At 65.0% G+C, this 13256-nt stretch carries 12 protein-coding genes; 3 read left to right on the forward strand and 9 right to left on the reverse strand.

Going from position 1 to position 13256, the window contains the following annotated elements:
- Nucleotides 1-25 precede the first annotated feature (25 nt).
- The 6 genes from HNS34_RS15675 to ugpB all read right to left on the reverse strand — a co-directional run bounded on the left by HNS34_RS15675 (nucleotide 26) and on the right by ugpB (nucleotide 6075).
- On the reverse strand, nucleotides 26-928 hold the full coding sequence (locus HNS34_RS15675) for an HAD-IIA family hydrolase (RefSeq protein ID WP_172321040.1): 903 nt from the start codon (nucleotides 926-928) through the stop codon (nucleotides 26-28).
- Entirely contained in the window at nucleotides 921-1877 is a 957-nt protein-coding gene (locus tag HNS34_RS15680; RefSeq protein ID WP_172321041.1) for a glycerophosphodiester phosphodiesterase, read from the reverse strand. Before HNS34_RS15680 ends, HNS34_RS15675 begins: the two co-directional genes overlap by 8 nt.
- 8 nt (nucleotides 1878-1885) lie before the next feature.
- On the reverse strand, nucleotides 1886-2944 hold the full coding sequence (locus HNS34_RS15685) for a sn-glycerol-3-phosphate import ATP-binding protein UgpC (RefSeq protein WP_172321042.1): 1059 nt from the start codon (nucleotides 2942-2944) through the stop codon (nucleotides 1886-1888).
- Nucleotides 2945-2957: 13 nt separating this feature from the next.
- Nucleotides 2958-3809, reverse strand: coding sequence for a sn-glycerol-3-phosphate ABC transporter permease UgpE (ugpE, locus tag HNS34_RS15690; RefSeq protein WP_172321043.1), 852 nt, complete (start codon nucleotides 3807-3809; stop codon nucleotides 2958-2960).
- Nucleotides 3809-4690, reverse strand: a complete 882-nt coding sequence (gene ugpA, locus HNS34_RS15695) for a sn-glycerol-3-phosphate ABC transporter permease UgpA (RefSeq protein WP_172321044.1) — start codon at nucleotides 4688-4690, stop codon at nucleotides 3809-3811. Before ugpA ends, ugpE begins: the two co-directional genes overlap by 1 nt.
- Nucleotides 4691-4770: 80 nt before the next feature.
- Nucleotides 4771-6075, reverse strand: coding sequence for a sn-glycerol-3-phosphate ABC transporter substrate-binding protein UgpB (gene ugpB, locus HNS34_RS15700; RefSeq protein WP_172321045.1), 1305 nt, complete (start codon nucleotides 6073-6075; stop codon nucleotides 4771-4773).
- A 148-nt stretch (nucleotides 6076-6223) separates the two neighbouring features.
- Between ugpB and HNS34_RS15705 the strand changes: the two genes are divergently transcribed.
- Complete coding sequence (locus HNS34_RS15705; protein ID WP_172321046.1) at nucleotides 6224-7120, forward strand: LysR substrate-binding domain-containing protein; 897 nt, start codon at nucleotides 6224-6226, stop codon at nucleotides 7118-7120.
- Here the strand turns inward: HNS34_RS15705 and HNS34_RS15710 are convergent, their stop codons facing one another.
- Nucleotides 7121-7990 (reverse strand): ribokinase, encoded by an 870-nt coding sequence (locus HNS34_RS15710; RefSeq protein WP_172321047.1) that lies wholly within the window; start codon nucleotides 7988-7990, stop codon nucleotides 7121-7123.
- A gap of 113 nt (nucleotides 7991-8103) precedes the next feature.
- Here HNS34_RS15710 and HNS34_RS15715 point away from each other — a divergent pair, with 113 nt between their 5' ends.
- Together HNS34_RS15715 and tdh are read left to right on the forward strand one after the other, a co-directional pair.
- Nucleotides 8104-9294 carry a glycine C-acetyltransferase gene (locus tag HNS34_RS15715; protein ID WP_172321048.1) on the forward strand — a complete coding sequence of 397 codons (1191 nt, stop codon included), beginning with the start codon at nucleotides 8104-8106 and terminating at the stop codon, nucleotides 9292-9294.
- 8 nt (nucleotides 9295-9302) lie between these two features.
- Nucleotides 9303-10328 carry an L-threonine 3-dehydrogenase gene (tdh, locus tag HNS34_RS15720; protein ID WP_214647506.1) on the forward strand — a complete coding sequence of 342 codons (1026 nt, stop codon included), beginning with the start codon at nucleotides 9303-9305 and terminating at the stop codon, nucleotides 10326-10328.
- Between the two features lie 189 nt (nucleotides 10329-10517).
- Here the strand turns inward: tdh and HNS34_RS15725 are convergent, their stop codons facing one another.
- Entirely contained in the window at nucleotides 10518-11456 is a 939-nt protein-coding gene (locus tag HNS34_RS15725; protein WP_172321050.1) for a formylglycine-generating enzyme family protein, read from the reverse strand.
- A gap of 46 nt (nucleotides 11457-11502) precedes the next feature.
- On the reverse strand, nucleotides 11503-13173 hold the full coding sequence (betA, locus tag HNS34_RS15730) for a choline dehydrogenase (protein ID WP_172321051.1): 1671 nt from the start codon (nucleotides 13171-13173) through the stop codon (nucleotides 11503-11505).
- Nucleotides 13174-13256 lie beyond the last annotated feature (83 nt).

A 13256-nucleotide genomic window follows, 5' to 3' on the forward strand; every position in this document is an offset into this window, starting at 1 on the left:
GTCGACCGAGCGCTTGTGCGGCCCATCAGGTCGTCGGTACAATCCAGTCGGGCACGATGCCCGAACGCGTGATGTAAGGGCCCACATCGCGCCCCCGAAACAGTCCGTGATCGGTGATCAGCACGGTTTTCAGCCCCGCCGCCGCACCGCCCAGAACATCCGTGTGCAGCGTGTCGCCGACCATGGCGATGCGCGATCTCGGGATGCCACGCAGCCGCGCAAGGGCCGCGTCGAACGCATTGCGATGCGGTTTGCCGAAAAAGCGCGGCGCGAGGCCGGTGGCCTCGGCGATGGCTTCCGCGAAATGGCCGGGTTCCAGGGTCAAACCGTCCTCACGCGGGGCGACAAGGTCGGGATTGGCGACGATCAAGGGCCGCGGATCATCGCGTAGCGCTTTGATAAGACGCTCGTTCTCGGCATCAGCCCATCCCGTGCTGGACAGGAGGACAAAGCCGCCCGCACTGTCGAAGAGGCGCGGGTCATCCTGCACACGACGCAGAGGCACGGGGCTATCGTCGAACCTGTCCTCCGGCGCGGCGGCGGCGGCCCAGATCGTGCCATCCGGCAAAGGCGGCAGGAGGGCAAAGGCCACGTCGCGGCTGGAAATCACCTCCTTCGCGCTGAAATCGAAGCCGAGCCGGGCGTATTTTTCCACAGCCTCGGCCTTCGTGTAGCTAGCGGCATTTGTCAGCACGATCAATCGCTTACCTTGGTCGCGAAGCTCTCTCATGCGGTCTATGGCACCGGGGATGGCGGTCTCGCCCCGGTTCAGCACACCGAAGGCGTCGAGGATGAAGGCATCGACTTGTTCCGCGACCTCGCCCAGATGCGCGGCACGGCGGGAGGAGGCCGAGAACGTGGCCGCAGGCGCACGCGGGCGGATCGCCTCGTAACGGGCGAAGGCCCAATCTGCGGTGATGTCACGCATGAATATCGTCGCGCCAGCTGAGGCCACGGGCCAGCAGCAGACGTTGCGCGCGGGCCGGGTAATCGGTGATCAGGCCGTCGATGCCCGCGTCAATGGCGGCGTTGATCTCCTCGGGCGTATTCACCGTCCAGGCATTGACGATGAGGCCCCTTTCTTGCGCGCGGGCAACTTCTTTTGCCGTGATATCCGTATGATAAGGCGACCAGACCGCGCCGCCAAGATCGGCAATGAGGTCGGGCAGCGACCCGCCCGCGTCGCTGCGCGAGGCACCCGCCATCCACTCCGAGCCGTCAAGGATATTGGGGTCCATCGGCGGGGTCTCGCGGTCCAGATAGGACAGGTGCGAGCGCGGGATTTCGGGGGCTACCCGCTTGAGTTCCTTCAGGATTCTCCAATCGAAACTCTGCACGATCACGCGGTTTCCCAGCGGGAAGCGCTGCAAAACCGAAAGCACGCCCGCCACGTAATCTGCAATCGGCGGCGTGTGTTCCGGGTGGGCCGGGTTGCTCTTGATCTCGATATTGAGCCAGCAATCGGCGTAAGGCGCGGTGCTGACCAGCGCGGCGAGGTCGGCCAATGTCGGCACGCAGACGCCGCTGAGAAACGCCTGGTCGGGGTAGTGCCCCGCATATGCTGTGTCTGGCCGCAACCCGCCCACATCATGCGCCTGCAACGCCGCCAGCGAGAGGCCACGGATGGCGGGCCCCTCGCCCTCCAGCCAGCGCCCGTCCAGGCGGGTTGCGGCGGCCATCAGGCGGGGGTTGTGGGTCAGGACAGGGATATTGTCGGCAGTCATCAGCACGTCGATCTCGACGATTTCTATCCCGGTATCGAAGCAATGCCGGAACCCGATCAGGGTGTTTTCCGGCAGCACCCCGCGCGCGCCGCGATGGCCGTGGATGCGAACCAGACCGGGGGCCTTGCGCAGGGGGGCAAGCGGGTCGGACATCGGAAGAATTACGCCTCGATCCGCTTTTCCGTTGCGGGATCAAAGAGATGCAGGGCGCGCTCGGGCGCGTCAAAGCGCACGGTTTCACCGACCTCGACCACGGATATGCCGTTCAGGCTGGCCACGATTTGCTGGTCACTGCCCTCCAATGGCCCATGCAGAAGCGTGACACCGCCCAGATGTTCCAGCACCTCGACCTGCATCGAAATCGCGCCGTCCTCGTCGTTGCGCACGAGATGCTCGGGGCGGATTCCGACAAGAATGTCAGCTTTTCTTGACAGGTTTGTCCGGATTTTCGCGCCGCCCGGCAGGATCAGGTCGCCACCATCGGAATGGCCGGCGATGAAGTTCATCGCGGGGCTGCCGATGAAGCCCGCCACGAAGACCGAGGCCGGACGCTCATAAAGCTCGATCGGGGTGCCGAACTGTTCGACATAGCCGCCATTGAGCACCATCAGCCGGTCGCCCAGGGTCATCGCCTCGACCTGGTCATGGGTGACGAAAATCGAGGTCACGCCGAGGCGCTTTTGCAGCTTGCGGATCTCCAGCCGCATCTGCACGCGCAGCTTGGCGTCGAGGTTGGACAGCGGCTCGTCAAACAGGAACACCTGCGGGTCGCGGACGATGGCGCGGCCCATGGCGACGCGCTGGCGCTGACCGCCGGAGAGCTGGCGCGGCTTGCGGTCCAGATAGGCGCCGATTTCGAGGATATCGGCGGCCTCTTCGACCCTCCGCGTGATCTCCTCTTTCGGTTTGCCGCGAATTTTCAGCCCGTAGGCCATGTTCTGGCGCACCGACATATGCGGGTAGAGCGCGTAATTCTGGAACACCATCGCGATGTCGCGGTTGGCCGGTTCCAGATCGTTGACCCGGTTCCCGCCGATCATCACGTCGCCCGAGGTCACGCTTTCCAGCCCCGCGACCATGCGCAAAAGCGTGGACTTGCCGCAGCCAGAAGGGCCGACGATGACGACAAACTCGCCATCCTCGATCTCGGCCTCGATATGGTGCAGCACCTCGGTGGACCCGTATTTCTTGGTCAATGAATTGAGGGAGATATTCGCCATCTGGGCAGGGTTCCTATTTGTCGGTCTCGGTCAGCCCTTTGACGAAGAGCTTTTGCATTCCGATCACCACCAGGATCGGCGGCAGCATCGCCAGAAGCGCCGTCATCATGATGATGTTCCATTGCGGGGATTGTTCGGCGGCTTCCAGCATCTGCTTGATCGAGACCACGATGGTCATCATCTCTGTGTCGGTGGTGATCAGGAGCGGCCAGAGATACTGGTTCCAGCCATAGATGAAGAGGATCACGAATAGTGCGGCGATATTGGTGCGGCTGAGCGGGATCAGGATGTCCCAGAAAAAGCGCATCGGCCCGGCCCCGTCGATCCGCGCGCTTTCCAGCATCTCGTCGGGGATGGTCAGAAAGACCTGCCGGAACATGAAGGTGGCGGTGGCAGACGCGATCAGGGGCACCGTCAGGCCCCAGTAGCTGTTGAGCATGCCAAGGTCGGCGACAACCTCGAAGGTGGGCAGGATGCGGACCTCGACCGGCAGCATCAGCGTGATGAAGATCATCCAGAAGAACCCCATGCGGAAGGGGAACTTGAAATAGACGATGGCGAAGGCGGACAGCAGCGAGATGGCGATCTTGCCGATCGCGATCATCATCGCCATGACGAGGCTGTTGAACAGCATCATGTAGACCGGCGCGGTCTGTGTGCCCTCCAGCCCCGAGCCCCACATGGTCTGGCGGAAATTGACGAAGAACTGGTCGCCGGGCCACATCGGGATGGGCGATTGCAGCATCCGCTCGGCCTCGTGGCTGGCGCCGACGAAGGTGATCCAGACGGGAAAGGCCACCATGGCGACCCCGAGTAGCAGGATGATATGGGCCGCGATGGCAAGGAGGGGGCGTTGTTCGACCATCAGTATTGCACCCTTTTCTCGACAAAGCGGAACTGGACCACGGTCATGGCAATGACGAGGATCATCAAGATCACCGATTGCGCCGCCGACCCACCCAGATCGAGGCCGATGAACCCGTCCGAGAACACCTTGTAGACCAGCGTCGTGGTCGATCCGAACGGGCCGCCTTGCGTGACCGCGTGGATGATGCCGAAGGTCTCGAAGAAGGCATAGACCGCGTTGATGACCAAGAGGAAGAAGGTGGTGGGCGAGATCAGCGGGAAGATGATGGTGACAAAGCGGCGGATGGGCCCCGCCCCGTCGATGGCGGCGGCCTCGGTGATCGAGCGCGGGATCGCCTGCATCGCGGCGAGATAGAAGAGGAAATTATAGGCGATCTGCTTCCACGCGGCGGCCATGATGACGAGGAACATCGCCTCGCCGCCGTTCAGGTAGTGGTTCCAGTTGTAGTCCACGAAATCCAGCAGATAGGGAAAGATGCCGATGGTCGGGTTGAACATGAAGAGCCACAGCGCCCCGGCCAGCACCGGGGCCACCGCATAGGGCCAGATCAGCAGCGTCCGGTAGGTGGTCGCGCCGCGAATGATGCGGTCGGCGAAACCCGCCAGCACCAGCGCCATGGACATCGAGATGAAGGCCACGGCGGCCGAGAAGAAGATCGTGCGGCCAAAGGCGTTCAGATATTGGTCGTCGGTCATCAGGTAGGCGTAATTCTCGAACCAGACGAATTCCGTCGAGAGGCCGAACGCGTCCTCGACCAGGAAGGACTGGTAGAGCGCCTGGGACGCCGGCCAGATGAAAAAGATCAGCGTGATGGCGATCTGCGGGGCCACCAGAAGGTAGGGCAGCAGCGATGTGGGGAAATGGACGCGCTTGAGCATCTGACCTCAGGGGGGGGCGGCAGGACGTGGATGTGGCCCGGCGACCCCATGACAGGGGCCGCCGGGCCGGGATCAGAGGATCAGTTGACCGAACGCTCGAAGCGGCGCAGAAGCTCGTTGCCGCGTTCGACCGCGCGGTCGAGGGCTTCCTGTGCGGTCTGCTGACCGGCCCAGAGCGCCTCAAGCTCTTCGTTGATCACGTCGCGGATCTGCACGAAGTTGCCGAACCGGATGCCGCGCGAATTGGGCGTCGGCTCGTTCAGGCTGAGCTGCTGGATGGCGGTGTCGGTGCCGGGGTTGTCGGCGTAGAAGCCCTGCTCCTGGCCCAGTTCATAGGCCGCCGTGGTGATCGGCACATAGCCGGTTTCCTGGCTCCACCAGGCCTGCACCTCGGGCGAGGAGAGATAGGTGAAGAAGGCCGCGACACCTTCGTAATCGGCCGCCTCATGGCCTTGCAGCGCCCAGAGCGTCGCACCGCCGATGATCGAGTTCTGCGGCGCGTCGGCGATGTCGGTGTCCAGCGGCAGCATGGTCTGGCCGAACTCGAAATCGGCCTGGTCGACCATCGAGCCGTAATAGGCCGAGCTGTTCATCCACATGCCGCATTCGCCATTGGTGAACATCGGCAGGCTGTCGCCCCGGCGCCCGCCATAGACGAAATGGTTGTTCTCGGACATCGCGGCGATGCGATCGAGGCGCGCGGCCAGTTCGGGGCTGTTGAAGACCAGTTCGGTATCGAAGCCCGCAAAGCCGTTTTCCTGCGTGCCGGTGGGCAGGTTGTGCCAGGCGTTGAAGTTCTCGATCATCACCCAGGACTGCCAGCCGAAGGAGACCCCGCATTCCATGCCGTTATCGACGAGGGCGGCGGCGGCGGCCTCGACCTCGGCCCAGGTGGTGGGCACCTCGACCCCGGCGGCCTCCAGCGCGTCGGCGTTGTACCACAGGACCGGCGAGGAACTGTTGAAGGGCATCGACAGAAGCTCGCCCTCGGGGGTCTGGTAATAGGAAACCACGGCGGGCAGGAAATCACCGCCGTCGAACGGCTCGCCTGCGTCTTCCATCAGCTGCTCGACCGGGTAGATCGCGCCCTCGGCGGCCATCATGGTGGCGGTGCCGACCTCGAAGACCTGAACCAGGTGCGGCTGCTCACCGGCGCGGAAGGCGGCGATGGCGGCGGTCATGGTCTCGGTGTAGTTGCCCTTGTAGGTGGGGACGAGGACGAACTCGTCCTGCATCGCGTTGAATTCCTCGGCCATGCGGTCCACCCGCTCGCCATTGGCGCCGCCCATGGCGTGCCACCAGTTGATTTCGGTCTGGGCCGCCGCGGCGCCCGCCATCATACCGACAAGCGCGGTGCTGGTCAGCAATGTCTTGGTGAAGGTCATTTCATGTCTCCCTGGCAGAAATGTCATATTTTGTGGCCACACTTTCGGCCATACGCAGAATAATTCAAGTGAAATTTCTGCGATAGTTGCATAACACTGTGTTATGAGACATCGCAGGACGGATGCAAGGGCAAGGGTGCGCGGGACGATGAAATTTCAACTCAGGCAACTGGAGGCGTTCCAGGCCGTGGCCGAGACCGGCAACGTGACCAAGGCGGCAAAGCATCTGGGCGTGAGCCAGCCCGCGGTCAGCCGCCTCCTGTCGGATTTCGCGCGCTCGGTGGGGTTCGAGCTGTTCGACCGCCGACAGGGCGTGCTGGTGGCCACGCCCGAAGCGCGCTACCTGCTGGCCGAGGTCAAGCGCATCCTGGACGGGCTGGACCACCTGGAGGATCTGCGCCGCGACCTGACGGAACGCACCGGCGGCCATATCCGCATCGCCTGCCTGCCGGGCTTTGCCACCAGCCACCTGCCGCAACTGCTGGTCCGGTTCCTGGCCACCCGCCCCGGCGTCACCGTCACGCTGGAGCCCGACCGCCCCGAGCGCATCCTGGAATGGATCATCGGCGAGCAATATGATTGCGGCATCACCGACGGCTTCGCGGGCCATCCCGCGACCGAAAGCCAGGACCTTCTGATGCGCTCGGTCTGCATCCTGCCGATGGGTCATCCGCTGGCGGAGCGCGCGACCATAACCCCGCATGATCTGGCGGAAGAAAAACTGATCCACACGCGCCGCGACAGCCGGTTCTACCAGCGGCTCGCGCGGGCCTTTTCAACGGCCGGCGTGGCGCTGAATTCCTGGGTCGAGGTGCGCCAGTTCACCGCCGCCTGCACCATGGTGGCCGAGGGCACCGGCGCCTCGGTGGTCAGCGCGCTGGATGCGGAAGGCTACCGCGACCGGCTGCTGATCCGCCCGTTCGAGCCCGCGATCCATCACCGGCTGACGGTGCTGCGCCCCGCGACCGGTTCGCGCACGCCCATCGTGCTGGATTTCATCGACGCCTTCACCGACAGCCTCGCGCCCTTCCTGGTCAATGGCTGATCAGGCGCGTTGGGCCAGGAAGGCATCGACCTCGGCGCGGGTCGGAATGGCTTCGGCGGCGCCCTTGCGCGTGACTTGCAGCGCGGCGGCGGCAGAGGCCAGGCGCAGGGCCTCGGGCACATGTTTTCCGGTGTCGATGGTGGCCAGGAAATAGCCCAGGAACGTGTCGCCCGCGCCGGTGGTGTCAATGGGCGTGACGGGAAAGGCCGCAACGCCCTGCCACTTGTCGCCGTCGATATGGGCCGCGCCTTTCGCGCCGTAGGTCACCAGACGCGCGACATCTGCCAGCGCCTCGGCAGGCAAGGCCGCCTCCAGCGCCGCCGCCTCGCCCTCGTTGACCGACAGCAGATCGGTCAGTGGCAGCATCCCGGCCACCGCCTGCCGGTCGAACGGCGCGGCGCAATAGGCCACCCGCATCCCGGCGTCGCGGGCCAGCCTGGCGGCAAACGCGCCACCATTGGTCTCGTTCTGCAAGAGCAGCCAGTCGCCAGGGGCAGCGGGGGCCAGCGCCTGTGCGATCTGATCCTCGGCAATCTCGCGATTGGCACCGGGGAAGAGGACGATGGCGTTTTCGGCGGCGCGATCCACCGTGATCATCGCGTGGCCCGTGGGGGTGGCGACCTCGCGCAAATTCTCCGTATCAACCCCGGCTTCGCGCAACGCGTCCCGCGTCCAGCCGCCTTCCGGCCCGATAGCCCCGATATGGACCACCTGCCCGCCCGCCCGCGCGATGGCAATCGACTGGTTCGCGCCCTTGCCGCCAAGTCCCGTTGTCAGGTCGGTCGCTGCAAGGGTCTCGCCCGGCTTGGGCAGGCGCTCCATCGCGTAGACATGGTCGATATTGATCGAGCCGAGATTGTAGATCGTCATGGCGCGCCCCTCCCCTTCGGCCCGGACCGTAGGCGCAATGCGCGGGGCCTGACAAGGCGGCGCAAATGCACGATGGTGGGGGGCGATTCCCCCCCGTCCCGAGGTCACCGCCCATGTCCGACGCCTTCATCGCCCATATTTCAGCCGAGATCGACGCGGTCCGCGAGGAGGGCCTGTTCAAGACCGAGCGCATCATCGCCACGCCGCAGGCGGGCACCGTGGCGCTGGCCTCCGGTCACAAGGTGATCAACCTCTGCGCCAACAACTACCTCGGGCTGTCGGACCATCCCGAGCTTGTCGCGGCGGGGCAGGAGGCGCTGGAGCGCTATGGCTACGGCATGTCGTCCGTGCGCTTCATCTGCGGCACGCAATCGGTGCACAAGGAGTTGGAGGGCCGGATCTCCGCCTTCCTGGGGATGGAGGACACGATCCTCTATTCCTCCTGCTTCGATGCAAATGCGGGCTTGTTCGAGACGCTTCTGGGGCCGGAGGACGCGATCATCTCGGACGCGCTCAACCATGCGTCGATCATCGACGGGGTGCGATTGTGCAAGGCACAGCGCTACCGCTACGCCAATTCCGACATGGCCGAGCTGGAGGCGCAGTTGCAGGCCGCATCAGGCGCACGGTTCCGCATGATCGCGACAGATGGCGTGTTCTCGATGGATGGATATATCGCCAAGCTGGAGGCGATCTGCGACCTGGCCGACACATATGACGCGATGGTCATGGTCGATGACAGCCACGCGGTCGGGTTCATCGGAGAAACCGGGCGCGGCAGCCCGGAGCATTGCGGCGTGATGGACCGGGTGGACATCATCACCGGCACGCTCGGTAAGGCGCTTGGCGGCGCCTCGGGCGGCTATACCAGCGCGAAAGGGCCGGTGGTGGAATGGCTGCGCCAACGCTCGCGCCCCTATCTCTTCTCCAACACGCTGGCCCCGGTGATCACGGCGACCTCGATCAAGGTGCTGGACATGCTGGAGGCCTCGACGGACCGCCGCGACCGGCTGATGCAGAACGCCGCGCATTTCCGCGCGCGAATGGCAGGCGCGGGGTTCGACCTGCTGCCGGGCGAACATCCGATCATCCCGGTCATGCTGCGCGACCCGAAAAAGGCGCAGGAGATGGCCAAGCGGCTGGATGACAAGGGCGTCTATGTGGCCCCCTTCAGCTTTCCGGTGGTGCCCAAGGGCCAGGACCGCATCCGCACCCAGATGTCGGCCGCCCATAGCCGCGAGGAGCTGGACCGCGCGATCGACGCCTTCATCGAGGTGGGCCGCGACATGGGGTTGATCCAATGAGCAACGAAATGAAGGCGCTGGTGAAGGCGAAGCCCGAGGCGGGGCTGTGGATGGAGCGCGTCCCCGTGCCCGAACCCGGCCCCCGCGAGGTGCTGATCAAGGTCAGGAAATCCGCCATCTGCGGCACCGATGTGCATATCTGGAAATGGGACGAGTGGTCCGCCAAGACGGTGCCGGTGCCGATGGTCGTGGGCCATGAGTTCTGCGGCGAGATCGTCGACCGGGGTGCGGCTGCGGTGAAGTTCGAGATCGGCCAGCGGGTCTCGGGCGAGGGGCATATCACCTGCGGCATCTGTCGCAACTGCCGCGCGGGGCGCGGGCATCTGTGCCGCAACACCAAGGGCGTGGGCGTCAACCGGCCCGGCTCATTCGCGGAATATCTCTGCATCCCCGAGGCCAATGTGGTGCCGATCCCCGACGACATCCCCGACGAGATCGCGGCGATTTTCGATCCCTTCGGCAATGCCGTTCACACCGCGCTCAGCTTCGATCTGGTCGGCGAGGATGTGCTGGTCACCGGCGCGGGCCCCATCGGCATCATGGGCGCGCTGGTGGCGCAGAAGGTCGGCGCGCGCAAGGTGGTGATCACCGATATCGCGCCCTACCGGCTGGCGCTGGCGCGCGAGATGGGGGTGCAATATGTGGTCGATGTGGCAAAGGAAAACCTGCGCGACGTGATGGAAGAAATCGGCATGACCGAGGGCTTCGACGTGGGCCTTGAGATGTCGGGCGCGGCGGATGCGATGCGCCAGATGATTGCGCGGATGAACAATGGCGGCAAGATCGCGCTCTTGGGCATTGCGCCGACCGAGTTCGCCGTGGACTGGAACAGCGTCATCTTCAAGATGCTGCATGTGAAGGGGATCTATGGCCGCGAGATCTTCGAGACCTGGTACAAGATGATCGCGCTGGTGCAATCGGGGCTGGACCTGACGGACCTCATCACGCACCGGATCTCGATCGACGCGTATGAGGACGGCTTCGCCGCGATGCTCTCGGGTCAGGCGGGCAAGGTGGTGATGGACTGGGGGTGAGGCTGGCTTTAATGCCGCGCCATCGCCGTCACGCGGGGTGGCGATGCTCCGGTGTTGTGATGCACTTTATCCTTCGTTTTCCGAATGACCTCAAGTGGACGTGCTGCCTTCACCCAATCGCCGCCCCAGGGGGCGTGACGGCGATGGCGCGGCGGCCTACGGCCTTGATTCCGCGCCGGTGACATCTCGCTACCCGTCGAACACCACCCGGAAGCCCTGATGCGTCGTGGTGCTGTCGGGCGAATTGCCGGTGCGTGCGGCGATGCGGTAGCGGTAGCAATAGGAGCGGTGGCAGAGGAACGAGCCGCCTTTCAGCAGCTTGTAGCCCTTGCGCGCGGCCATATGGGCCTTTGCCTCCTTGCGCATCGACCGGACCTTGTAGGGCTCGACCGTCCATTCCCAGACATTGCCCACCATGTTGTAGAGCCCGTAGCCATTGGGTGCGAAACTGCGCGCAGGCGCGGTGGTGATGTAGCCATCCGCCCCGGTGTTCAGGTCGGGAAACCGTCCCTGCCAGATATTGCAGGGCAGCGTGTCGGTGTCGTCGGGCTCAGCCTCGCCCCAGGGAAAGCGCAGATCGCCTGAGCCCCCGCGCGCGGCGTGTTCCCATTCGGCCTCAGTAGGCAGCCGCCCGCCGACCCACCCCGCATAGGCCCGCGCGTCGTTCCACGAGACCTGCACCACGGGGTGATCCGGCAGGCAGGCATCTTCCGTTCCCGGCCCGTTCGGCGCGGCCCACGTAGCGCCAAAGACCCGCCGCCACCATTCCACCCCCGCGACGCCTTCGGTCGGGCCGACCGCCTCGGGCACCTGGGCGTGGAAGACAAAGGACCAGCCGAAACGCTCGGCCTCGGTCCGGTAGCCCGTGGCACCAATGAAGGCGCGGAACGCGGCATTGGTCACGGTCGTCACACCGATGCGGAAGGGCTTGAGCTTGACCCGCCGCAAGGGGCCCTCGCTGTCGATGGGAATCTGCGGCGCATCGGTGCCGACCAGGGCGGGGCCGCCGGGAATATCGGCCAGGTCGCCCGGATAGCTGCCGCCACGCAAGGCGCGCGTCGGCGCCGGGGGGCCTTTCGGGCCGCTCGCCGGGCAGCAGGGGGCGGGATTTGCGCGATCGTCGGTCATTGGTTCCGGTTCTGGGCCAGAATTGCGCCCGCGTCCAGACTTGGCGCTACCCTGCCGCCTTGACGGTGGTCTGCCAATCGGGATGCACCCAGGGGCGCTTGTTCGAGGGCGGCAGCATCCCCTGCCCCAGGATGTGATCGGCGGCTTTCTCGCCGGTCATGATCGAGGGCGCGTTGAGGTTGCCATTGGTGATACGCGGAAAGATCGAGCTGTCGGCGACGCGCAGACGCTCGACCCCGATGACGCGGGTTTCGGGGTCGACCACGGCCATCGGATCATCCGCCGCGCCCATCTTGCAGGTGCCGCAGGGGTGATAGGCACTTTCGGCGTGTTCGGCGATGAAGGCGTCGATCTCCGCATCGCTCTGAACCTGCGCGCCGGGCAGAAGCTCGGTGCCGCGATAGGGGTCGAAGGCGGGTTGGGCGAAGATCTCGCGGGTCAGGCGCACGCAGCGGCGGAACTCGGACCAGTCGTCGGGGTGGCTCATGTAGTTGAAGCGGATCTCGGGCGGCGCTGCGGGATCGACGGAAGCCAGTGTCACCGCGCCGCGAGACTTGGAGCGCATCGGGCCGACATGGGCCTGGAAGCCGTGACCTTCGGCAGGGGTCTGGCCGTCATAGCGCACCGCGAGGGGCAGGAAATGGAACTGGATATCGGGGTAGCGGATACCGGGGGCCGAGCGCAGGAAAGCCGCCGATTCGAATTGGTTCGACGCGCCGAGCCCGCGCTTGGTAAAGAGCCATTGCGCCCCGATCAGCGCCTTGCCCCAGAGGTTGTAGTACCGGTAGAGCGTGATCGGTTGCAGGCAGGCTTGCTGGAAATAGATCTCCAGATGATCCTGCAGGTTCTGCCCCACGCCCGGACGGTCGGCGACAATGTCGATGCCGTGTTCGGCCAGATGCGCGGCAGGCCCGATGCCCGACAGCATCAAGAGTTTCGGCGAATTGATGGCGGAGGCCGAAATGATGACTTCCCGGTTCGCGCGGATCACCTGCACCCTGCCCCCGCGCGCCACCTCGACGCCCACGGCGCGCCCCTCCTCGATCACCACACGGCGGGCGAGGCAGCGGATCATTTGGCAATTGGGCCGTTTCAGCGCGGGGCGCAGATAGGCATTGGCGGCGGACCAGCGGCGGCCCTTCCAGACGGTGGCCTCCATCGGGCCGAAGCCTTCCTGCTTTTCGCCGTTATAATCGTCGGTGGTCTCATAGCCCGCCTGCCGTCCGGCCTCGACAAAGGCCCGGAAAAGCGGGTTCCTGCGCAGCCCGCGCGTCACATGCAGCGGGCCGTCATGCCCGCGCCAGGCCGGATCGCCGCCATGGCCGCAATCGTGCCAGTTTTCCATCCGCTGGTAATAGGGCAGCACATGCGAATAGCCCCAGCCGGTCGCGCCCTGATCCTGCCAATGGTCGAAATCGCCCGCATGGCCGCGCACATAGACCATGCCGTTGATCGAGGACGAGCCGCCGACGACTTTGCCGCGCGGACAGGCCAGGCGGCGGCCCGCCAAATTCGGCTCGGGCTGCGAGGTAAAGCCCCAGTCATACTGGCGCATGTTCATCGGATAGCTGAGCGCCGAGGGCATCTGGATGAAGGGGCCGAAATCCGAGCCGCCGAACTCCAGCACCAGCACTGAATGCCTGCCGCTTTCCGACAGCCGGTAAGCCAGCGCCGCCCCGGCCGAGCCCGACCCGATGATCACGTAATCCGCCTGCATGTGGTCCCCCCTTTATGGATGGCCCGCCCCTCCCGCCGCCGCTCGTGTAGGGTGTCGGTGTTCAAAGGAGGAAGGAACGAACC

The organism is Alterinioella nitratireducens, from assembly GCF_013155465.1.
In the GTDB taxonomy this organism is placed as follows: domain Bacteria; phylum Pseudomonadota; class Alphaproteobacteria; order Rhodobacterales; family Rhodobacteraceae; genus Alterinioella; species Alterinioella nitratireducens.

Excerpts from the sequence above, each read along its gene's own strand:
- HNS34_RS15725 (WP_172321050.1), bottom strand. The coding sequence starts at position 11,456 with ATGACCGACGATCGCGCAAATCCCGCCCCCTGCTGCCCGGCGAGCGGC.
- ugpA (WP_172321044.1), bottom strand. The coding sequence starts at position 4,690 with ATGCTCAAGCGCGTCCATTTCCCCACATCGCTGCTGCCCTACCTTCTG.
- HNS34_RS15675 (WP_172321040.1), bottom strand. The coding sequence starts at position 928 with ATGCGTGACATCACCGCAGATTGGGCCTTCGCCCGTTACGAGGCGATC.
- HNS34_RS15710 (WP_172321047.1), bottom strand. The coding sequence starts at position 7,990 with ATGACGATCTACAATCTCGGCTCGATCAATATCGACCATGTCTACGCG.
- ugpB (WP_172321045.1), bottom strand. The coding sequence starts at position 6,075 with ATGACCTTCACCAAGACATTGCTGACCAGCACCGCGCTTGTCGGTATG.
- HNS34_RS15715 (WP_172321048.1), top strand. The coding sequence starts at position 8,104 with ATGTCCGACGCCTTCATCGCCCATATTTCAGCCGAGATCGACGCGGTC.
- HNS34_RS15680 (WP_172321041.1), bottom strand. The coding sequence starts at position 1,877 with ATGTCCGACCCGCTTGCCCCCCTGCGCAAGGCCCCCGGTCTGGTTCGC.
- HNS34_RS15685 (WP_172321042.1), bottom strand. The coding sequence starts at position 2,944 with ATGGCGAATATCTCCCTCAATTCATTGACCAAGAAATACGGGTCCACC.
- ugpE (WP_172321043.1), bottom strand. The coding sequence starts at position 3,809 with ATGGTCGAACAACGCCCCCTCCTTGCCATCGCGGCCCATATCATCCTG.
- betA (WP_172321051.1), bottom strand. The coding sequence starts at position 13,173 with ATGCAGGCGGATTACGTGATCATCGGGTCGGGCTCGGCCGGGGCGGCG.
- tdh (WP_214647506.1), top strand. The coding sequence starts at position 9,303 with ATGAAGGCGCTGGTGAAGGCGAAGCCCGAGGCGGGGCTGTGGATGGAG.
- HNS34_RS15705 (WP_172321046.1), top strand. The coding sequence starts at position 6,224 with ATGAAATTTCAACTCAGGCAACTGGAGGCGTTCCAGGCCGTGGCCGAG.